The sequence below is a fragment of the Mesorhizobium sp. L2C066B000 genome, assembly GCF_000502335.1.
In the GTDB taxonomy this organism is placed as follows: domain Bacteria; phylum Pseudomonadota; class Alphaproteobacteria; order Rhizobiales; family Rhizobiaceae; genus Mesorhizobium.
Genome location: NZ_AYWZ01000008.1, coordinates 144,692 through 162,455, shown reverse-complemented (window position 1 = coordinate 162,455; position 17,764 = coordinate 144,692). Strand labels below are relative to the sequence as shown.

General features: G+C 64.4%; 24 protein-coding genes, 2 pseudogenes and 1 riboswitch. Of the genes and pseudogenes, 19 read left to right on the top strand and 7 right to left on the bottom strand.

Going from position 1 to position 17,764, the window contains the following annotated elements:
- Positions 1-191: 191 nt before the first annotated feature.
- From minC to X733_RS148020, 8 genes are all read left to right on the top strand, one after another.
- Positions 192-1,022, top strand: a complete 831-nt coding sequence (gene minC, locus X733_RS147980; protein ID WP_023819127.1) for a septum site-determining protein MinC — start codon at positions 192-194, stop codon at positions 1,020-1,022.
- Between the two features lie 49 nt (positions 1,023-1,071).
- Positions 1,072-1,887, top strand: coding sequence for a septum site-determining protein MinD (gene minD, locus X733_RS147985; RefSeq protein WP_023670342.1), 816 nt, complete (start codon positions 1,072-1,074; stop codon positions 1,885-1,887).
- Entirely contained in the window at positions 1,884-2,156 is a 273-nt protein-coding gene (gene minE, locus X733_RS147990; RefSeq protein WP_023684809.1) for a cell division topological specificity factor MinE, read from the top strand. Before minD ends, minE begins: the two co-directional genes overlap by 4 nt.
- 415 nt (positions 2,157-2,571) lie before the next feature.
- Positions 2,572-3,018, top strand: coding sequence for a metalloregulator ArsR/SmtB family transcription factor (locus X733_RS148000; RefSeq protein ID WP_023742369.1), 447 nt, complete (start codon positions 2,572-2,574; stop codon positions 3,016-3,018).
- Entirely contained in the window at positions 3,015-3,551 is a 537-nt protein-coding gene (locus X733_RS148005; protein WP_023747863.1) for an SRPBCC family protein, read from the top strand. The genes X733_RS148000 and X733_RS148005 overlap by 4 nt, the downstream gene beginning before the upstream one ends.
- A 165-nt stretch (positions 3,552-3,716) precedes the next feature.
- On the top strand, positions 3,717-4,298 hold the full coding sequence (locus tag X733_RS148010; protein WP_031193504.1) for a dihydrofolate reductase family protein: 582 nt from the start codon (positions 3,717-3,719) through the stop codon (positions 4,296-4,298).
- Between the two features lie 162 nt (positions 4,299-4,460).
- Positions 4,461-5,342 carry a DMT family transporter gene (locus X733_RS148015; protein WP_023819124.1) on the top strand — a complete coding sequence of 294 codons (882 nt, stop codon included), beginning with the start codon at positions 4,461-4,463 and terminating at the stop codon, positions 5,340-5,342.
- A 144-nt stretch (positions 5,343-5,486) separates the two neighbouring features.
- The gene (locus tag X733_RS148020) at positions 5,487-6,662 is read left to right on the top strand and encodes a hypothetical protein (protein WP_023819123.1); all 1,176 of its coding nucleotides are present in this window, start codon (positions 5,487-5,489) and stop codon (positions 6,660-6,662) included.
- A 90-nt stretch (positions 6,663-6,752) separates the two neighbouring features.
- On the opposite strand, the gene X733_RS1000000169650 is transcribed toward X733_RS148020, so the two are convergent.
- From X733_RS1000000169650 to dinB, 4 genes are all read right to left on the bottom strand, one after another.
- Entirely contained in the window at positions 6,753-6,845 is a 93-nt protein-coding gene (locus X733_RS1000000169650; RefSeq protein ID WP_023689018.1) for a hypothetical protein, read from the bottom strand.
- 73 nt (positions 6,846-6,918) lie between these two features.
- Positions 6,919-7,017 (bottom strand): hypothetical protein, encoded by a 99-nt coding sequence (locus X733_RS1000000168265; RefSeq protein ID WP_023684816.1) that lies wholly within the window; start codon positions 7,015-7,017, stop codon positions 6,919-6,921.
- 58 nt (positions 7,018-7,075) lie between these two features.
- Complete coding sequence (locus X733_RS1000000168260) at positions 7,076-7,174, bottom strand: hypothetical protein (RefSeq protein ID WP_023670351.1); 99 nt, start codon at positions 7,172-7,174, stop codon at positions 7,076-7,078.
- Positions 7,175-7,459: 285 nt separating this feature from the next.
- Positions 7,460-8,701 (bottom strand): DNA polymerase IV, encoded by a 1,242-nt coding sequence (dinB, locus tag X733_RS148025; RefSeq protein WP_023747861.1) that lies wholly within the window; start codon positions 8,699-8,701, stop codon positions 7,460-7,462.
- A 233-nt stretch (positions 8,702-8,934) separates the two neighbouring features.
- On the opposite strand from dinB, the gene X733_RS148030 reads away from it, so the two are divergent.
- From X733_RS148030 to X733_RS148040, 3 genes are all read left to right on the top strand, one after another.
- Positions 8,935-9,171, top strand: a complete 237-nt coding sequence (locus tag X733_RS148030) for a hypothetical protein (RefSeq protein WP_023670353.1) — start codon at positions 8,935-8,937, stop codon at positions 9,169-9,171.
- 154 nt (positions 9,172-9,325) lie between these two features.
- Positions 9,326-9,733, top strand: coding sequence for a hypothetical protein (locus tag X733_RS148035; RefSeq protein WP_023819122.1), 408 nt, complete (start codon positions 9,326-9,328; stop codon positions 9,731-9,733).
- Positions 9,734-9,999: 266 nt separating this feature from the next.
- Positions 10,000-10,221: a hypothetical protein gene (locus tag X733_RS148040; RefSeq protein ID WP_023693867.1), complete on the top strand. Its 222-nt coding sequence runs from the start codon at positions 10,000-10,002 to the stop codon at positions 10,219-10,221.
- 387 nt (positions 10,222-10,608) lie between these two features.
- Here the strand turns inward: X733_RS148040 and X733_RS1000000168255 are convergent, their stop codons facing one another.
- A complete protein-coding gene (locus X733_RS1000000168255; protein ID WP_023805607.1) occupies positions 10,609-10,938 on the bottom strand; it encodes a hypothetical protein in 330 nt (109 codons plus the stop codon).
- A 160-nt stretch (positions 10,939-11,098) separates the two neighbouring features.
- Between X733_RS1000000168255 and X733_RS148045 the strand changes: the two genes are divergently transcribed.
- The 4 genes from X733_RS148045 (at position 11,099) to X733_RS148060 (ending at position 12,715) form a co-directional block, all read left to right on the top strand.
- A complete protein-coding gene (locus X733_RS148045; protein ID WP_023819120.1) occupies positions 11,099-11,401 on the top strand; it encodes a hypothetical protein in 303 nt (100 codons plus the stop codon).
- A 341-nt stretch (positions 11,402-11,742) separates the two neighbouring features.
- Positions 11,743-12,072 carry a DUF1236 domain-containing protein gene (locus tag X733_RS148050; protein ID WP_023670359.1) on the top strand — a complete coding sequence of 110 codons (330 nt, stop codon included), beginning with the start codon at positions 11,743-11,745 and terminating at the stop codon, positions 12,070-12,072.
- Between the two features lie 98 nt (positions 12,073-12,170).
- On the top strand, positions 12,171-12,386 hold the full coding sequence (locus X733_RS148055) for a hypothetical protein (RefSeq protein ID WP_023670360.1): 216 nt from the start codon (positions 12,171-12,173) through the stop codon (positions 12,384-12,386).
- A 92-nt stretch (positions 12,387-12,478) separates the two neighbouring features.
- On the top strand, positions 12,479-12,715 hold the full coding sequence (locus X733_RS148060) for a DUF2934 domain-containing protein (RefSeq protein ID WP_023819119.1): 237 nt from the start codon (positions 12,479-12,481) through the stop codon (positions 12,713-12,715).
- Positions 12,716-12,873: 158 nt separating this feature from the next.
- Here X733_RS148060 and X733_RS148065 read toward each other — a convergent pair whose 3' ends face one another.
- Positions 12,874-13,125 (bottom strand): hypothetical protein, encoded by a 252-nt coding sequence (locus tag X733_RS148065; RefSeq protein WP_023684826.1) that lies wholly within the window; start codon positions 13,123-13,125, stop codon positions 12,874-12,876.
- A 371-nt stretch (positions 13,126-13,496) separates the two neighbouring features.
- Positions 13,497-13,793, bottom strand: a pseudogene (locus X733_RS1000000168250) (GSU2403 family nucleotidyltransferase fold protein); the annotation flags it as partial.
- Positions 13,794-13,991: 198 nt separating this feature from the next.
- Positions 13,992-14,104: riboswitch (TPP riboswitch) on the top strand.
- On the opposite strand from X733_RS1000000168250, the gene X733_RS148075 reads away from it, so the two are divergent.
- From X733_RS148075 to X733_RS148095, 4 genes and pseudogenes are all read left to right on the top strand, one after another.
- Positions 14,095-14,703: a YkoF family thiamine/hydroxymethylpyrimidine-binding protein gene (locus tag X733_RS148075; protein WP_023819116.1), complete on the top strand. Its 609-nt coding sequence runs from the start codon at positions 14,095-14,097 to the stop codon at positions 14,701-14,703. It overlaps the preceding riboswitch by 10 nt.
- A gap of 255 nt (positions 14,704-14,958) precedes the next feature.
- On the top strand, positions 14,959-15,801 hold the full coding sequence (locus tag X733_RS148080; protein WP_023689011.1) for an ABC transporter permease: 843 nt from the start codon (positions 14,959-14,961) through the stop codon (positions 15,799-15,801).
- A pseudogene (locus X733_RS1000000168245) lies at positions 15,798-16,603 on the top strand (ABC transporter ATP-binding protein). Before X733_RS148080 ends, X733_RS1000000168245 begins: the two are co-directional and overlap by 4 nt.
- Positions 16,600-17,607, top strand: a complete 1,008-nt coding sequence (locus tag X733_RS148095) for an ABC transporter substrate-binding protein (RefSeq protein WP_023819113.1) — start codon at positions 16,600-16,602, stop codon at positions 17,605-17,607. Before X733_RS1000000168245 ends, X733_RS148095 begins: the two are co-directional and overlap by 4 nt.
- The last annotated feature ends 157 nt before the right edge of the window (positions 17,608-17,764 follow it).

Sequence of the window (17,764 nt, the reverse complement as noted above, 5' to 3'; positions counted from 1 at the left end):
GAATTTCCACGTGACCGCAATGCGGCAGTTTGCGCCAAGGATTGTCGAATATTCCGACGACATTGCCTATGCGCTGCAGACCGTCGGCTCGCAAAAGGCCGTCCGTTTCAACCGCCTTCACTCCCCTCCCGTTAACCTTTCATTAACCATACCACCGCTAGCGTTTACCTCTCAGTAAGGAATCGCCCGCCGTGACCTTTGCCGCTCCCCTCGAGGCCAAATCCATTCGCTTTCGCGCCCGCTCCTTCGTCGCTTTCACGCTGACGCCGGAGGCGCCTTTGGATGTTTGGCTGGAGAGCCTGGATCGCTGGGTCGGCAACTCGCCGGGCTATTTTGCCGGGCGCCCGGTGGTGCTCGATCTGAACGTGCTGAAGCCCGATGTCGTGGCCATCGAAGCTCTGGTCGATCTGCTCGGCCAGCGCGGCATCCGCATCTATGCCATCGAGCTCGACGGCGGCGCCGAGCTTGGCGCGCATCTGCCGCCGGTGCTGGTCGGCGCCAAGGAGGCGACCACCGACGGTCTGCTGCAGCCGAGCCGCAAGGCGGGCAGGGCGGAGGACGCCACTGCAGGAAGCGACATGAAGGCGGCCGGCGACATCAAGGCAGAGGCCGGCGATTTGAAGGCGGGCGATTTGAAACCGGCGAGCGATGCCAAGGCACAGCCGAAAGACGCCAAAATCGCCGCACCCGACGCCGGCACGTTGATGATCCGCTCGCCGATCCGTTCGGGCCAGCTGATCTTCCATCCGCATGGCGACGTCATCGTGCTGGGCTCCGTCGCCTCCGGCTCCGAGATCGTCGCCACCGGCTCGATCCACGTCTATGGCACGCTGCGCGGCCGCGCTTCGGCAGGCGCTCAAGGCAACACGGCGGCGCGTGTCTTCTGCCGCAGGAACGAAGCCGAACTTCTCTCGGTGGATGGCTGGTATTGCACGGCCGAGGAGATGGACCCGTCAGTCCGGGGCAAGCCTGTGCAGGCATTTCTCGACAACGGCATGCTGCGCATCGCCCCTTTCAGCTAATGCGTCTCGCCCGACAACGACATAACGAACAACAACGGAGGCTTTATTGATGGGCAAGGTAGTGGTGGTCACCTCGGGCAAGGGGGGCGTCGGCAAGACGACCTCTACCGCGGCTCTGGGGGCGGCGGTCGCCAAGACCGGCAAGAAGGTGGCGCTGGTCGATTTCGATGTCGGCCTGCGCAACCTCGATTTGATCATGGGCGCCGAACGGCGCGTGGTGTTCGACCTCGTCAACGTCATCCAGGGCTCGGCAAAGCTGTCGCAGGCGCTGATCCGCGACAAGCGGGTCGAGACGCTGTTCCTGCTGCCGGCCTCGCAGACGCGCGACAAGGATGCGTTGACCGAGGAGGGCGTGGCCGAGGTCATCGGCAAGCTGCGCTCGGTGTTCGACTATGTCTTCTGCGACAGCCCGGCCGGCATCGAGCGCGGCGCGCAGCTCGCCATGCGCTTTGCCGACGAGGCGGTCATCGTCACCAATCCGGAAGTGTCGTCGGTGCGCGATTCCGACCGCATCATCGGCCTGCTCGATTCCCGCACCTTGCGGGCCGAGGAGGGCGAGCAGATCGCCAAGCATGTGCTGGTCACGCGCTACGATGCGGGACGCGCCGCGCGCGGTGAAATGCTGTCGATCGACGATGTGCTGGAGATCCTGTCGGTGCCGCTGCTCGGCATCATTCCGGAAAGCCAGGATGTGCTGCGCGCCTCCAACCTCGGTTCGCCGGTGACGCTGTCGGAGCCGCTGAACGCCGCTGCCAAGGCTTACATCGACGCGGCCAAGCGCCTCGAGGGCGAACAGCTGCCGGTCATCGTGCCCTTCGAACGCAAGGGCTTCCTCGATCGTCTTTTGGGAAGGAGGGCGGCATGAACCTGCTCGACATCTTCAAGCGGCGCACCAGCGCGCCGGTGGCGCGCGAACGGCTGCAAGTGCTGCTTGCCTATGAGCGCCGCAACCGCAGCCAGCCCGATCTCGTCTCCATCCTGCGCGAGGAGATCATGGCGGTGATCGCCAAACACGTGCAGATCGACCAGGATTATCTGCAAGTTTCGATGGACCGCGGCGAGACCATGTCGACGCTGGAGATCGACATCCAGATCCCCAACAAGAGCGCAGTGCCGCTGGCCATGGCCGGGTGAGATTGAAGCTGCTGATCTCCCCCCTTGTGGGGGAGATGGCCGGCAGGCCAGAGGGGGGCACTGTCCCGCCGGCCTGTCGATTACATGTAGCAACGGCTTTGCCGAAGATCTGGATTCGCTGAGACGTAGCGATCCTTCGCGCCCCCCTCTGTCCTGCCGGACATCTCCCCCACACGGGGGGAGATTGGCGGTTTCGGCGCTCCGCTCATTCCTGCGGCCATNCCCTCTGTCCTGCCGGACATCTCCCCCACGAGGGGGGAGATTGCGCTCCTCGCGCTCGCCTGCGCCAAGCACCCCCACCCGGACCTGCGGTCCGACCTCCCCACAAGGGGGAGGTAGGGGGCCAGCGCCTCTCCCCAAAAAACATTCAACCAACTAGTTGACTATCTAAAATCTCGCCTCTATATTCAACTACATGGTTGAATTAGAGACGCCCCAGATGGACCAGGTTTTTCACGCCCTTGGCGACGCCACGCGCCGGAACATGCTTAACCACCTCGCCGGCGGCGAGCGTACGGTGAGCGAGTTGGCACAGCCCTTTGCCATGTCGCTGGCCGCCGCCTCCAAGCACATCAAGGCGCTGGAGCATGCCGGGCTGATCCGGCGTGAAGTGCGCGGCCGCACCCATGTCTGCCGCCTCGAGGCCCGCCCGCTGGCCACCGCCTATCAGTGGCTCGGCCAATACGCGCGTTTCTGGAACAGCCGCCTCGATGTCCTCGAACAGCTTTTGCGCGAGGAGGCGGGGCGCAAAACGTCGACAACGCCGTCAACGCCGGCACCGGCAAATCTAGAACCATCCAAGCCGGAATCACCCAAGCCAGACACATCCAGGCCAACATCATCCGAGGGAGACGACCGATGAACCAGATGAACAGCTTCGACGGCTACGCCCAGCTGATCCAGCCGGCCACGTTGAGGGTCGAACGGCTTTTACCCGGAACCAGGGAGCGCGTCTGGGAATATCTGACGCAGAGCGATCTGCGCCGCCAATGGCTGGCGGCCGGCGACATGGAGATGGAGGAAGGCTCTTCCTTCGAGCTGGTCTGGCGCAACGACGAACTGACCGACCCGCCCGGCGACAGGCCGGCCAGTTTCAGTGGCGGCGAGCAGCGGATGCACAACCAGATCGTCGAGTGCGACCCGCCGCGCAAGCTCACCATCACCTGGAACGGCAGCGGCAATGTCACCTTCGAATTGGCGCAGCGCGGCGACGACGTCTTGCTCACCCTGGTCCACCGCCGCCTGCCGGACCGCTCGAGCCTGATGATGCATGCCGCAGGGTGGCACGTGCATCTCGACCTCCTGGTTGCCCGCGTGGCGGCCGAGAAGCCCGAACCGTTCTGGGACAGCTTTAGCCGTATCGTGGCGGAATACGACCGGCGCCTGCCGGCCTGACCTGACCTGACGCATCGCCCGGTCCAACCGGGCACCATCGATCCCTTCCGTCGGATGCCGGCGCAAGGGCCGGCGAAACACGCGCCTTCGCCAGACACCGCGGCGCGCCATCAGAAATGAAACCAGGCAACGTGCTTGCATCCCGCAAGCCCGAAGGAGGAAGTCATGCGTAAATTGATCACCGGAATGAAGATCTCCATCGACGGCAAGATCGAAGGCCCCGAAGGCTTCGCCGACTGGGTCGACAACTGGTCGGAGGAATACGGCCTGATGCCCGGGATCGACGCCTGCCTGCTCGGCGGCGTCATGTATGCCGGTTATGAGCGCTACTGGAGCGCGATCCAACAGAACGAGCCGGACCAGCCATTGCCGATGACCGGCAGACTGGTCGACCCGGCCGAACTCGAATGGGCGCGCTTTGCCGCCAAGACACCGCACTATGTGCTGTCGAACACCATGACTTCGGCCGCCTGGGCCTCGACGCGCTTCCTGCGCAGCCTCGACGACATCGCGGCGCTGAAGCGCGAGCCCGGCAAGGACATCTACCTCATGGGCGGCGCGAGCATCACCGCCAGCCTGATCGGGGCGGGGCTAGTGGATGAAATGCGGCTCATCGTTTATCCGCTGCTCGCCGGCGAAGGCAAGGCGCTGTTCGGCACGGTGCACGCCCGGCACGGACTGGAACTGCGCCAGGTCGGCCAGCTGTCGGATGGGCGGGTGAGCCTGGTGTATGGGCTGGCGAGCTAGCTTCTTTTCCTCTCCCTCCGGAGGGGGGAGAGGAAATGCGTCGGCGTTCGCCTCCCACCCTTGCCCTATCAACAGCCCGCTCGTGCCACACGACAGCCAGGCCCTTTATCCCTATCTCCGGCCTGCGCTACGGCCTGCTGGTCGTGCGCGGAGGGACTGGAATTGACGTCGACGCCGATTGCCGTAGCTGAAGCGAAGGCCTTGCCGATCGGCGCGTTGCTTGGCGCCATGGTGTCGATCCAGATCGGCGCCACCTTCGCCAAGGGCCTGTTTCCACTGATTGGCGCCAACGGCACCACGGCGCTGCGGCTGGTCGTGGGGGCGCTGATGCTGGCGGCGGTGCTGAGGCCGTGGCGGGTGCGGCCGTCGCGCGCCGTGCTGCCCTGGCTCATCGCCTACGGTGTCAACCTCGCGGCGCTGAACCTTTTGTTTTATGCGGCGCTCGCCAGAATTCCGCTCGGCGTCGCGGTGGCGCTCGAATTCTCCGGCCCGCTGCTCGTGGCGACGCTGTCGTCGCGGCGCGCCACCGACTTCGTCTGGGTGGTGCTGGCCGTTGCCGGCATATTGCTGTTGTCGCCCTTCATCCACTCCGGCAGTGCACTCGACCCGATCGGCGTGATGCTGGCGCTGGCCGCCGGCGGCTGCTGGGCGCTCTACATCGTCTTTGCGCAAAAGGCGGGCGCCGAGCTTGGCAGCCAGACTACGGCTTACGGGCTGGTCATTGCCGCTGCTCTCGCCCTGCCGTTCGGCCTCGCCGAGGCGGGTACCGGCCTGATCGCACCCGCGATCCTGGTCAGCGCGCTGCTGGTCGGGCTGTTCTCCAGCGCCTTGCCGTTCTGGCTGGAGATGGTGGCGCTGACCCGGATGCCGGCCAGGCTCTACGGCACGCTGACCTGTCTGGAGCCGGCGCTGGGCGCGCTGGCCGGCTTCCTGTTCCTGCACGAGACCCTGAGCCCGCTGCAGTGCGCGGGCGTCGCCGCCGTGGTCGTCGCCGCCTTCGGCGCCGCGCTGACCACCAAGCCGCCGGTGCCGTCGCCGGAATAGTTGCCCGAGATGGGTATATGAGGCCGACGCCATGTCCGCCGGTCCCGTGTCCGGTTGCTCAAGCGCCTGCAGCATCGATATATGGATCGATGTATGTGCAGGAGATCCAGATGAGCAGGGCCGACAGCATTGCTTGAGCCGTCCGTGATCAAGGCAATACTCCTTGTCGGGTTCGCCGCTGTCGTTGCGGCTCTCGCCTGGCGGCTGGCGCGGTCTCGTCTCAGAGCCCGGCTTCGTGAAGATCCGGCCAACGACTACGCCGTGCGCCGGGACTGGTCGGGCAACCACGGCAAGCTCAATCATTCGTCCTTTGTCTATTTCGATGCCGATCGCGACGGCCGCTACGGGCTCGGCGACCGCCCGATGGCCGGCATCATGGTCAGACTGCATGATGGCGACGGCCGCTTCGTCGCCGCGGCGCGGAGCAACCGCGGCGGCTTTGCCAATTTCCTGGCGTCGACGAAACGTCGCGCCGCGCCCATCCATGTGCCGGGCAGCTACCGCTTCACCGTGTCGGTTCCGCCCGGCTGGCGCTCCAGCAGCGCCAACGAGGTCCAGTCGCAGCACCTCCGGCCGCTGCCGGGCTCGCCCACCGGGCTGGCCTCGGAAGCAATGCTGCAGCCGGTCGGCCTGTTTGCGATACGCCGGCTCAGCGGCCGCGTAGCGGACGGTGCTTCGGCGAGCATCTCGGTGATGGCGAAAGGGCAAGAGGTGGCGGTGCATCCGCTAAGTGCTGGGGCTGGCTTCCGTCTCGATCTGCCCGATGACGCCGACGCGATCGAAGTCACCGGCGATGGCATGGAACGACGACTGGCCTTGTCCGCCTACCCGACCGAGCTCGGCCTGCTGTCGCCCGAGAACGCGGCTGTCGACAGCGCCGCGTCCTTGCAGGCCATCGGTTTCGACGATGTCACCACGCGCGGCCTACGCAAGGTGCCGTCCGGTTATGCCGGGTTGACCTGGTTCAACCTGAACGCACTGGCGCGCGATCATACCGAAGGCAGCGAAGGCTACGTCAACGGCAATATCTCGGGAGACCATGTCTGCTATACGAGCAGCGGACACCCGGCCGAATTCTCGAGCGACAAACCGTTCGGGTTCCATTCCGTGATGCTGACGGCGGCATGGTTGAAGTCCGAAGGCGAAACCGCACTGGTCGAGAGCTGGCTTGGCGACCGGCTGATCGCCAGCGACACGATCGTCCTGTCGGCACTGGCGCCCGTCCACTATGCGCCGATGCTGGCGGCGGTGACGCGCGTACGCCTCTCCACGAGCCACTATTGGCAGCTAGTGCTCGACGATCTGGTGGTTGTGCGCTGAACGGTCCCGCCGCCTGCGGGAGATCATGCTCCGGAAACGATCAAGCCGCCCGACTCTGCCAGGAGGATCTCGATCTACCGGGGAACGAGTTTAGCCCGGAATAGGAGCAGAAGCGCCGTTCGCGGTGATCTGCGAGAGCTTGCCCTTTTTTACCAGCACTGGCTTGGAATAGGTCTTCCTCATTTTCCACTCTCCACGTCGGGCACCCAAAGCCCTGTTCCCGGCCAGACGGCACGAGGCGTCGGATAATCGGCTGCTAGACGGCGACCGGCCCGGAGCCGTTACCATTGTCGGCTGTAACCTGCGAGAGCTTGCCCTTCTTGACCAGCACCGGCTTCGAATAGGTCTTCTTCATGCCGCATCTCCAGTGTCAGGCGAGGCCGCCAGATCAGGCGACAGCCGACTCAACGACTTCACTCGATCGGGCCGGAACCCGCTCCATTGGCGAGCGCCGTAACCTGCGAAAGCTTGCCTTTTTTGACCAGAACAGGCTTCGAATAGGTTTTCTTCATAGTGAATCCTCCGAGCTTACGCGATAATGCCAGACGGATCGGCACTGTCAACCTTCGCGGCGCCGTCGTCCCGCCCCGGGTTTTCTTGGTCCCGATGCACTAACTGCAAGTCCACCTTCATCGACAAAGCGTTGTTCTTGGGCGTGCATGGCGTGGCCGGGTTGCGGTGCGAAAAATGTCCGAAACTGCGGCGGGTATGGCCTGGTTGGTCGGCCTGCTCAAACAGAGCGGCAATGCAGCGCGGACTGGCCCAGCCTAAACATTGGCCTTGCCGTCGCGCCGCACTCACAGTTCCTTCTCCGCCAGTTCGCGGAAGGCATCGGGAACCGAGCGCCGGGCTTCCAGCGCCACGGCGCCATAGCCGACAGCCTCTCTGCCAAAGCGCTGGCGGATCTTGTCGATGGCGCGGTCGGCGCCAAAGCGCGCCAGGCCTTGCCTGCTGCCGGGCCGCTGCTTTTCATCGGCAAGCCCGAGCGGCAGCTCCAGCTGCAGCTCGGCACTTTCTTCCAGCTGCGACACCGAGATCGCCAGCAGCGAGATGGTCTTCTCCCGAGGGTTGGCGGCCAGCACGCCGCGCACCAGCTCCCCGGCGATTTCGGCCAGCATCGCGGTTGCCGAAATCGGCTGCTCGAGCGTCAGCGAGCGTGTGACAGCGTGCAGATCGGCGAAACGCACGCGCACCGTCACCGTGCGCCCGGGCCGTGATTTCGCCCTGAGCCGGCTGGCGACCCGGTCTGCCAGATGCAGCAGGACGGGTCCGAAGATACGCGCCTCGGCCGGCCGTCTGCCAAGCGCCGACTGCGCGCCGGCGGAATGCGACCGCCTGTGGGTTTCGAGCTTTCGCGGGTCGCGGTTCCATGCCAGCGACGACAGCTTTTCGCCGGCGGCGGGCCCGAGCAATCTTCGCAGCGCCCCACCATGCGTCTTTGCCAACTGGCCGATGGTCTCGATGCCGATCTCGGCCAGCCGCGCTCTGGTCGCCGGGCCGACGCCCCACATCAGCCCGACCGGCAGATCATGCAGGAAGGCAAGTTCGGTGTCCGGATCGACCACCACCAGCCCGTCGGGCTTGGCCACCTGCGAGGCGATCTTGGCCAGATGCTTGGTGCGCGCCACGCCGATCGAGATCGGCAGGCCGAGCTCTGCCCGGACGCGCCGACGCACCGTGGCGGCGATCTCGGCCGGCGGCCCGAACAGATGCGTGCAGCCGGCGACGTCGGCAAAGGCTTCATCGATGGAAATCCGCTCGACCAGCGGCGTGAAATCGTCGAGCACCTTGATGGCGGCGTCGCCCAGCCGCTGATAGTCGGCGAAATGGCCGCCGACGAAAATCAGTCCGGGGCAAAGCTCGCGCGCGCGTCGTCCGGGCATGCCGCCGCGCACGCCGAAAACCCTGGCTTCGTAGGAGGCGGCAAGCACGACGCCGCCGCCGACGGCGATCGGCTTGCCCCTGAGCGCCGGGTCGAGCAGCTGCTCGACCGAGGCGTAGAAGGCGTCGAGATCCGCATGCAGGATGGTGGGCTCCATCCCGACCGTTCCCTTTGCGGCGTTGCAGCATTAGCCGCGTCTGTTGTGAGAGGCGTTTTTGCCGAACAAATAGAGAACAAACAGGGCCTATTGTCAAGCGAAGCGGTTGTCGCCGGCCGGCCCGTTCCAGGTCGGGCTGTCGAGTGCTCCGCCTGGGCATCGGACCTGCGGAACATTGTCTCTCGCCTCGGCGTTCATATCCGCGACGGGACGCTGTTTTTGTGGAGGCCGGTATGGGCCAGTTCGAGATGATCGACCTCGTCAGCGTCATTGACGCCTGCACGAGCGATCGCGTTGCCGGGCACTGCGTGTCAATGGCCAGGGCGGTGGAGGAGTTGCGAGTGCTGACCGGTGATTTCGTATCGCCGGACGAGACGGTGGCCAACGCGCTGTCGGCAGTGGCGCTGGGGCGCGGCTGCGCGGTGGTGTTCGACGAGCGAGCGGGCGCCGACATCTTGCTGACGCCGTAGCGGGGCGGCGCCGGGTTATGGCAGCCAGAAAAGTCGAACAGCGTGCAAAAAGCTGTGCAGGCATGGCCCCATAACCGGGGCGTGGAAAAGTTCTGCGCGTGGGTGTATTCTCCAGGTCGCAAGCGGTCGCAGACCGCATAGGGGGAGAAATGACATGCCGAGGGTTTCAGAACTCTTTTTCAAAACTGCCATCTTGTTCCTGATGTTGGGGATTGCGGCCGGCCTGCAGATGGCGATCTCGGGTGACCACGCCGCTTTTCCGGCGCACGCGCATATCAATCTGCTCGGTTGGGTGACGAGCGCCATCTTCGGCGGCTACTACGCGCTCAATCCGCAAAAGGCGGCGCGTCGCATCGCCATGATCCACTACGGGCTCTACACACTCGGCCTGGTGATCATGCTGCCGGCGCTGTATGTGATGCTGCAGGGAAACCCGGCGCTTGAACCGATCGTCGCCGGCGGCTCGCTCATCGTCGCCGCTGCCGTTCTGGCTTTTGCTTTCGTGGTGTTTTCGCCCGAAACGGCGCGCTCGGTGTCCGGCGTGGTTCCGGCCTCTCGCTGACTGTTCGCGCGCGGCGATCAAAGTCCGACCCGCATTCGCGACCCGCGACACGGGTTGGCCAAGCCGATGGCCGCAGCCGCTGGCTGCGGTGTCTATCGCCGCGTCGGCGCTTAACATACCCGAGTCCCACCACGTATTATTTCGTGACTATTTGGCGCCGGAACCTTCCCAGATATCGCGCGTTGCGGCGACTGTATTCGCGCTGCCTTATATATAGGCAGCCTTGAGTACGTCCACAGCATGGGTTGGGGGAGGAGCAGGCCACCATGTCGAAAAGAGAAATCGGAACGTCGGCCTCACTGGGCCGACGCATCGCCGATCTGAAAGCCAGGATGCGAGACGCCAGCGTTACTGAACACGAGATGCAGACCTTCCAGAAGGTCGCAGCCATCATGGGAGGTGTCGAAGGCTCCCTACGCCTCGACGCCGACGACCTGATCGCGGCGTCCTTCGTCACCGAGGCGCTCGGCGATCCCGGGTCGAATTGAAGGTCAGAGCCCGTCGGCACTCAAGTGCCGGCGGTCGATGGCCCGGTTCGCAGCGCCGCGATGCCGGAGCGTGTCTGCACCGCCCGCGGCGGGGATTTCTTGCGCACTTTGAAGATTTCAGGCGAGCGGCCTCGACGGCGCTTGAAATATGGGCTTCGCGTTCGTGCTTCTCGGCTGTCGAAGGTGTGTCGCCGTCGCCGCCCAGTCCTTGACCACAAGGGCTAAATTTAACAAACCGCCAAGGCGCCTTAAACGAAGGATCCGACCAGCCGGATCCTTCGAAATATCAATCGCGATGCTCCGGCATCGCCTTCAGCTCATGCTAGGTCCAACTGGTGACGGCGTGGACGTGCCGGGAAACCTCTCGAACGTCCGCGGCCGCTGCCCTTACACCTCGTCGAACGGGCCGCCGCGCCTCGCCAGGTCGTGACCAATGGCGGCTTCCTCGGCGTCGTCGGGCAAGGCATCGTCACTGTCCTGGTAGGGGTTGTCGTCATCCTCCTCGGGCAGTTCGCCTTCCTTCTCGACTCCGGTGGTGTCCGGCAGGCTTTCCTCATCTGCTCCGTCGGGCAGGACCGTTGCGCCACGCAGCGCATCCCAATCCTGCCGGCGCGGCGTCGGCGCTTCCACCTCGTCATTGGCGATCCTGTCGCGGGCATCGTTTTTGCTCGGTGGCGCCTCGACCTCGTCATTGGGTTTTCTGTTTCGTTCTTCCATGATTGCCTCCTCCTGGCGGCTTTGCGTCGAGAAGGTGGAACTCATTTCCGGCTGTCAGGTTCCGGCAACCACTCCATCTCCGTGGAACCAATTGCCGCCAGTCTGCTTTGCCAAGGACTAGTCTGTTTTGCCAAGGAGATGAATCCAGAGGAGCTGGACCATGAAGACTTTCCCCCTCATCCCATGCGTGCTGCTCCTGGCGCTGGCCGACCCGGCGGCTGCGCAGGACAATGGCGACCAGCACGGCCCTGCCGCGCCTTGCCAGGCGCAGCCTCAGGACGATGGTCAGAAGCCGCCGGTCGCCAATGGCGGCGGCGAATCGACCAGCACGCTCGGTCCCTGCGGCGGCGTGCTGCAGCCGCCGCCCAGTGGTGACCAGGATATGACGCAGCCGCCGCCGGATCAGGGCAAGACGCCGGTGATCAAGCCTGGCGAGGTGCCTGCGCAGCCGCCGAAGCAATGACCTTTGCTTGAAACTTCACGGCGTGGCACGAAGGCGGTCGGTTCCGGTCTGGGCCGGGCGACGCGGTCACCGAATCAATGCCGGCGCCGGCCGCAATCGCCACCGGAATTGGAGCCGTGCATCATCCATGTCGAAGGTCTCCTGAGGGATTGTGCTTCAATGCGAATCTTGCGGGTGCGGGTTCTGCTGGCATGACCGGGAAGCCGATCAATTTAGTCTCCGCTTGCGGAACAAGACCGTACCGGCTGCGTTTGCCTCCAGGAGCCCGCCACCTCGATCTGCGCTGTTTTCGCCTCATGCGGGAACACGGCGGAGCTCGCCAACAACGACAGGAGACGAAGATGAAAACCATCCTTATTCCCGCCGTCGCCGGGCTCGCCATGATCGCTGGTATCGGCATTGCCGCCGCCGACGAGGTGATCGTCACGCAGCCGGCACAGCAGCAGGTGATCATCACCCCGGAACAGCGCACGGTCGTGCACCAGTACGTAAAGAAACATCCGCTTGCCTCGGTCAATCTGCTCGGGGTCGAATTGAATGTCGGCACTGCCTTGCCTGACACTGTCGAGCTGCAGGAGGTTCCCGACGTTCAGTACAGATACGCCGTCGTCGACAACCATACCGTGTTGGTCGACCCCAGCACGCGCAGGATTGTCGAGGTGGTCGAGTAACGCTCGACAACCTAACCATTCATCGGTGATACGGCCCTGTCGTTCTTCCCAAAAGGGCGGCAGGGCCGAATGACGAACATGATGAAAGGAGAATTGCCATGTTGCCGCATGTCGAGACCCCGAACTCCGCCAATGTTGCGGCGTGTTGCGACAAGTTGCTGGCCGAGCGCAACACGGCGCTGTTATCGATGAAGGAAGCGATCGCGCTCCTGCGGGAGCGCACCGGCACCGATCGTTCGGATGCCGACCTCGCGGGGCTGATCGTCAAGAAAGCGGCGCTGCTCGGCGTTGCGGTGATTTCCGACCCGCGCTGAGATGTCTCGTCACTCAAGACGCCGGCCGAATTTTCGGCTAATGTTTTCGTGGAATCTGGACCAACCGACCGGACCCAACCACGGAGGCTTAAGTGACGGACGACAAACAGGACCGCATTCGCCAGCGCGCGCACGAGATCTGGGAAAAGGCCGGCCGGCCTGAAGGCGCGCATCAGGAACACTGGGAGCAGGCCACGGCTGAAGTCGATGGCGCGGTCGCCAAGCCCAAAAAGGCGGCGAAGAAAGCTGACGCCAAGCCCGCCAAGGCAGCCGCCAAGCCAAAGGCCGCGAAGCCTGCCGCAAAGTCCGGCAAAGCCAAATCAAAATAAGGCCAAGTCGAAATAAGGCCAGTCGAAATAAGCAAGGCCGGAATTCGCTGGCCGGGCCATCCTTGGCGCCCGCCGTTCAGGCGCGCCCGAGCCTCTCAACCTGACGAATTGCGCCTGCGACGGGCAGCGCAATTCCTTGTGTTTGGCGACAGCCGCCCTCATGCCTCCCAGGCATAACTCGACAGCGCAAAGCGAATCCCGGCAGCTGTCATGGCCAGTTCGCATTCGGTGATCTGGCGCAGGTGGCGCAGATAGCGCGTTACAGTCTGTGGCAGCCAGCCGGCGCAGGCCTCGACATAGGCGCGGCTGTGAACAAGGGTGCCGGTCGACAGCCTCTCGTCCTTCTCGGCAACGACTTTCAGATATTGGCGGATGAAGCGGATGTCGTCGGCGATGTCCTGGCTGGCCATTCGCCAGGCCCCGGCGAGGCGTTCGCACTGATCGAATGACAAGGGCAACAAAGGGGGCGGCAACAAAGGGGGCGGCAATAAAGGCGGCGGCAATGACGGGGGTGACAGCAAAGGACGAGAGAGATCGGCGAAGGCAACATGGTTCGCTGTGCTCAAGGACATTCCTCTCTGCGAAAAGAGATATCGTACTTTATGTACGAACGAGCGTCAAGCCAATTTCGTACAGTTGGGACGATGGAAATGAATATAGCAGCGGTCGCTTCAGCTAATCCCGCATCGTGAATCCTTCAGGAGTCGCACCAATTTCGCGGAGGGATTTCCCCAGGATGGTGTTGACTGTTTTCCCTCGTGTCGGCGTCGAACAGGTTCAGGCCGCGCCGGATCGTCTCGCGCCAGTTTTCGCCCTTGTCCCACGCTTCCATGAAGGCGAAGGCAAGGTCGTCCTGGCGACGTGTGGCTTCGAGCGCTTGGGTCAGCAGGCGCGCTTGATGGAGATCCTTCTCCCGCTTGGCGCCAGCGCTCGGCCCGCGTCGCGAGGCGACGATCAGCTTGTGGATGGCGTGGCGCTGGGGCGAGGGGACCAGCACAGGCAAGCCCGAGCGATGCAGGAGCACAGTCCGGATGGGGTCGCGGATAAGGAAATCCAGAAACCGTAAGGGCTGCGCGGAGTCTCTGCCGTTTTCTTATAATTACGTTTATCAGCTTGAATTCCAACGCAGTTATAAGAAGTTCGTGGAAACCTTATAACGCAACGAACTGACGAGTCGTCTGTTAACGCCCAGGCGCCCGGCACGTCTGGCCTAAAACACTTTGCCGCAGTGCCTCAACAAACGGCTTCCCCAATGTCTCGAACAATGCTTTAACCCGCCCATCCACAGGGGTGCTCCGTATCGTCGGGGCTGAGATGAGGGCGGCAAGCCTTCGGACCCTAAAGCTGATCTGGATAATACCAGCGGAGCGAGGCGGGCGATGTTTTCAGGCGCACAGATTTCCCTTTATCCCATGACCGACGATTTCGTCGGCGTCATCCTCGGCGCGCTCGGCGCGCTCGATCCGTGGCGCGACCGGCTGCGGATCGAAACCGATGACATCTCGACCCTTACGGTCGGGCCGCCCGAGGTGCTGTTTCCCGCTATGCGCGACCTGTTCGTGGCGGCGGCCAGAAGCGGCAAGCACTGCGTGCTTTCGGCGGCGGTCTCGCGCGGCTGTCCGGGTGAGCCCGACGATCCGATCTGCCGCTCCGACGAGACCGGCGGCCCCGCCATTCCGCTGGACGAGCGCAAGATCGCCGCGATCCGCGCTGTCCAGGCCACGCCGTCGACCGGCCAGCCGGTGGCGGCGCAGTTCTCGCTCTACGTTATGGGCACGGGCGACCATATGGACGAGATCTACGGCTGCATCGATTTCCTGAAACAGTCCGGCGTCTTTGAGCGCTCAAAGAACTTCTGCACCAAATTGCGTGGCGATGCCGGTGCCGTGTTTGCCACGCTCAACGAGGCCTTCTGCCGCTTCGGCCCCGGCGCCGGCCACGTCACCCTCGACATCACGATCTCGGCGAACAGCCCGAGCGCCGTCTGAGCCGCGGCTCAAGCGTCGTTCCTTGAGGATATTGCCGTGGCTGGTTTATCTGACCCATTGCGTGGAGGAGATGCCTCTGACCCCTCAGCACAGAGAGGAGGGGAGCCATTGGCGATTGGCGAAGACCGCGATGCCCACGAATCTCCCCCCTCGAGCAGGAGATGGCCGGCAGGCCAGAGGGGGTCCCAGCGCGTGGAGCGCCGACGTCCTTTTCGCATCGGCAAGGCGTGGGCGCTCTATGCGAGACGACCCCCTCTGTCGCCTTCGGCGACATCTCCCCCTCGAGGGGGGAGATTAGCCGCAGCCATCGCCAAGACCATCCCCGCCGCCTGCGCCTCCGCCCTGCTCCTCGCGGCGTGGGAGCTCTACGCCCGCTATGGTGGCGCTGCGCCCACCATGCTGCCGGCGCCGTCGCGCGTGCTGCAGCAGGCCTGGGAGCATCGCGCTGCCCTTGCCGACAACACGCTGCCCACCATCCGCGCCACATCAGCCGGCTTCGCCTGCTCGTTGGTCGCTGCCTTCGTGCTTTCGGCGCTGGTCGATTTCTTGGCCCCGCTGCGCCGCGCGCTGTTTCCGCTGCTGATCGTCAGCCAGACCTTGCCGCTGGTCGCGATTGCGCCGCTCATCGTACTGTGGTTCGGCTTCGGGCTGATGCCAAAAATCTTGCTTGTGGCGCTCGTTACCTTCTTCCCGATGATGGTGGCGCTGGTCGAGGGTTTTGCCGCGACCAGCAAGGCGATTTCGCAGATGCTCGCCACCATGGGGGCAGGGCGCTGGCGCATCTTCTGGCTGGCGCGCCTGCCTTCGGCGCTGCCCTATTTCTTCGCCGGGCTGCGCATCTCCATCACCTACGCCGTCGTCGGCGCGATCTTCGCCGAATATGCGGGGGCGGCGAAGGGGCTGGGCATCTACATGCTCAATGCCAAGAACAACTTTCGGCCCGATCTGGTGCTCGCCGCGGTCGCCGTCAGCGCCGCGCTCACGCTTGTCTTGTTCGCCATTGCGGTGCTCGTCCAGCGCTTCGCCATGCCTTGGGAGAATGCAGGGAGCGAAAGCCGCGACGGCAAGGTTGAAGCTGCAGAAGAGAACCGTCAATGACGCGGCTCGAACTCCGGGACATCAGGAAGAACTTCGGCGCGCTTGAGGTGCTCGCCGGCATTTCGCTTCATGTCGCGGCCGGCGAGTTCGTCTCCATCCTCGGCCCTTCCGGCGCCGGCAAGTCGACGCTGTTCCAGTTGCTGACCGGCGCGCTGAAAGGCGAGGGCGACATGCGCTTCGACGGCGCGCGATTGCAGGGCAGCCCCTTCGCCTTCATGCCGCAGCGCGACGCGCTGATGCCGTGGCGGCGCGTCATCGACAATGTGACGCTGGGGCTGGAAGTGCAGGGTCTTGGCCGCAAGGCGGCGCGCGAACGCGTCGCGCCGTTGTTCGCTGAGTTCGGCCTTGCCGGTTTCGAGCGCGCCTGGCCGGCCGAGCTTTCCGGCGGCATGCGCCAGCGCGCCGCCCTTTTGCGCACCGTGGTGCAGCAGCGCGACATGCTGCTGCTCGACGAGCCCTTTGGCGCGCTGGATGCACTGACCCGCGCGGGTATGCAGCGCTGGCTGGAAGGCATGTGGCAGCGCCAACGCTGGACGGCGCTGCTGATCACCCATGACGTGCGCGAAGCCGTCTACCTCTCCGATCGCATCTATCTGATGTCGGCGCGGCCGGCCCGCATCATCGGCGAGATTGCCGTGCCGCTGCCGCGCCCGCGCACCACCGGCAGCGATGCCGCGCGCCAGGCCGCCGCNATGCCGCGCGCCAGGCCGCCGCGCTCGAAGCCGACATCCTCGACACGCTGCTCAATCCCGGGACTGACCGGCCCTCGTTCCCGCAGACCGCTCAAAGGAGTTTTTCATGACCGAATTCACACGCCGGCAGGCTTTGCTGCTGACGCTGGCTGCCGGACTGCCGCTTGCCTCTCGCGCTCATGCGGCTGCGCAAAAAATCACCGTCGCGCTCGACTGGACGGTCAACACCAACCATGTCGGCCTGTTCGTTGCCCGCGACAAAGGGTTCTACCACGAGGCCGGGCTCGATGTTGAGATCCTGCCCTATGGCGATACTGGCGCCGGCAGGCTGGTCGCCAACCGCATCGCCGATTTCGGCATTGCCGGCGTCGGCCTGTTCACCCAGCGGGCTGCCGGCGCCGATCTCAAGGCGGTCTACGCCGTGGTCCAGCAGGAGACCGGACAGCTGGTCTTCAACGCGGACCGTAGTGAGATCAAAGGCCCGAAAAACCTTGACGGTCTGACCTATGGCGGCTTCGGCAGCGCCTGGGAAAACACGCTGATCTCGACCATCATCCGCCACGATGGTGGCAAGGGCGTTTTCGAGACCGTGACGCTCGGCACCTCGGCCTATGAGGCGCTGGCCAACGGCTCGGTCGACTTCACGCTGGAGGTCTCGACCTGGGAAGGCGTCGCTGCCGAGTTGAAAGGCGTCAGGCAGCGCGGCTTCCGCTACGCCGACTACGGCGTGCCCGACGAGCACACCACCTTGATCGCCTCCAGCAATGCATATCTCCAGGCAAACCCGAAGGCCGCATCGGCCTTCGTCGAGGCAACGCGGCGCGGCTACCAATTTGCCTGCGATCACCCGCAGGAAGCCGGCGATCTGCTGATCGCTTCCAACAGGGATGCGCTGACCGACCCGGCGCTGATCCACGCTTCGCTGAAAATGCTGGTCGACGGACACTTCTTGCGCAGCCAGGACGGCGTCATCGGCACCATCGCCAGGGCCAAGATCGAGGCGATCGGAACCTACCTCTTCAGGGCCGGCATATTGCTCGATGGCGATGGCAAGGTTCTGAAGGAGAAGCCGGATTTCGGGGGGTATTTTACGAACGAGTTTTTGGGCGCGTAATCTCCCCCCTCGAGGGGGAGATGTCGCCGAAGGCGACAGAGGGGGTCGGTACGTCCTGACGCGACTTCCTATCGCGGACAGAGGACGTCAGCGCCTTACGCGCGGCGACCCCCTCTGGCCTGCCGGCCATCTCCCCTTCGAGGGGGGAGATTGCGCC

Bases quoted from the DNA above. Each gene is read 5' to 3' on its own strand.
- minD (WP_023670342.1), top strand. From the start codon at position 1,072: ATGGGCAAGGTAGTGGTGGTCACCTCGGGCAAGGGGGGCGTCGGCAAG.
- minE (WP_023684809.1), top strand. From the start codon at position 1,884: ATGAACCTGCTCGACATCTTCAAGCGGCGCACCAGCGCGCCGGTGGCG.
- X733_RS148000 (WP_023742369.1), top strand. From the start codon at position 2,572: ATGGTTGAATTAGAGACGCCCCAGATGGACCAGGTTTTTCACGCCCTT.
- X733_RS148005 (WP_023747863.1), top strand. From the start codon at position 3,015: ATGAACCAGATGAACAGCTTCGACGGCTACGCCCAGCTGATCCAGCCG.
- X733_RS148010 (WP_031193504.1), top strand. From the start codon at position 3,717: ATGCGTAAATTGATCACCGGAATGAAGATCTCCATCGACGGCAAGATC.
- X733_RS1000000169650 (WP_023689018.1), bottom strand. From the start codon at position 6,845: ATGAGGAAGACCTATTCCAAGCCAGTGCTGGTAAAAAAGGGCAAGCTC.
- X733_RS1000000168265 (WP_023684816.1), bottom strand. From the start codon at position 7,017: ATGAAGAAGACCTATTCGAAGCCGGTGCTGGTCAAGAAGGGCAAGCTC.
- X733_RS1000000168260 (WP_023670351.1), bottom strand. From the start codon at position 7,174: ATGAAGAAAACCTATTCGAAGCCTGTTCTGGTCAAAAAAGGCAAGCTT.
- dinB (WP_023747861.1), bottom strand. From the start codon at position 8,701: ATGGAGCCCACCATCCTGCATGCGGATCTCGACGCCTTCTACGCCTCG.
- X733_RS148030 (WP_023670353.1), top strand. From the start codon at position 8,935: ATGGGCCAGTTCGAGATGATCGACCTCGTCAGCGTCATTGACGCCTGC.
- X733_RS148035 (WP_023819122.1), top strand. From the start codon at position 9,326: ATGCCGAGGGTTTCAGAACTCTTTTTCAAAACTGCCATCTTGTTCCTG.
- X733_RS148040 (WP_023693867.1), top strand. From the start codon at position 10,000: ATGTCGAAAAGAGAAATCGGAACGTCGGCCTCACTGGGCCGACGCATC.
- X733_RS1000000168255 (WP_023805607.1), bottom strand. From the start codon at position 10,938: ATGGAAGAACGAAACAGAAAACCCAATGACGAGGTCGAGGCGCCACCG.
- X733_RS148045 (WP_023819120.1), top strand. From the start codon at position 11,099: ATGAAGACTTTCCCCCTCATCCCATGCGTGCTGCTCCTGGCGCTGGCC.
- X733_RS148050 (WP_023670359.1), top strand. From the start codon at position 11,743: ATGAAAACCATCCTTATTCCCGCCGTCGCCGGGCTCGCCATGATCGCT.
- X733_RS148055 (WP_023670360.1), top strand. From the start codon at position 12,171: ATGTTGCCGCATGTCGAGACCCCGAACTCCGCCAATGTTGCGGCGTGT.
- X733_RS148065 (WP_023684826.1), bottom strand. From the start codon at position 13,125: ATGGCCAGCCAGGACATCGCCGACGACATCCGCTTCATCCGCCAATAT.
- X733_RS148075 (WP_023819116.1), top strand. From the start codon at position 14,095: ATGTTTTCAGGCGCACAGATTTCCCTTTATCCCATGACCGACGATTTC.
- X733_RS148095 (WP_023819113.1), top strand. From the start codon at position 16,600: ATGACCGAATTCACACGCCGGCAGGCTTTGCTGCTGACGCTGGCTGCC.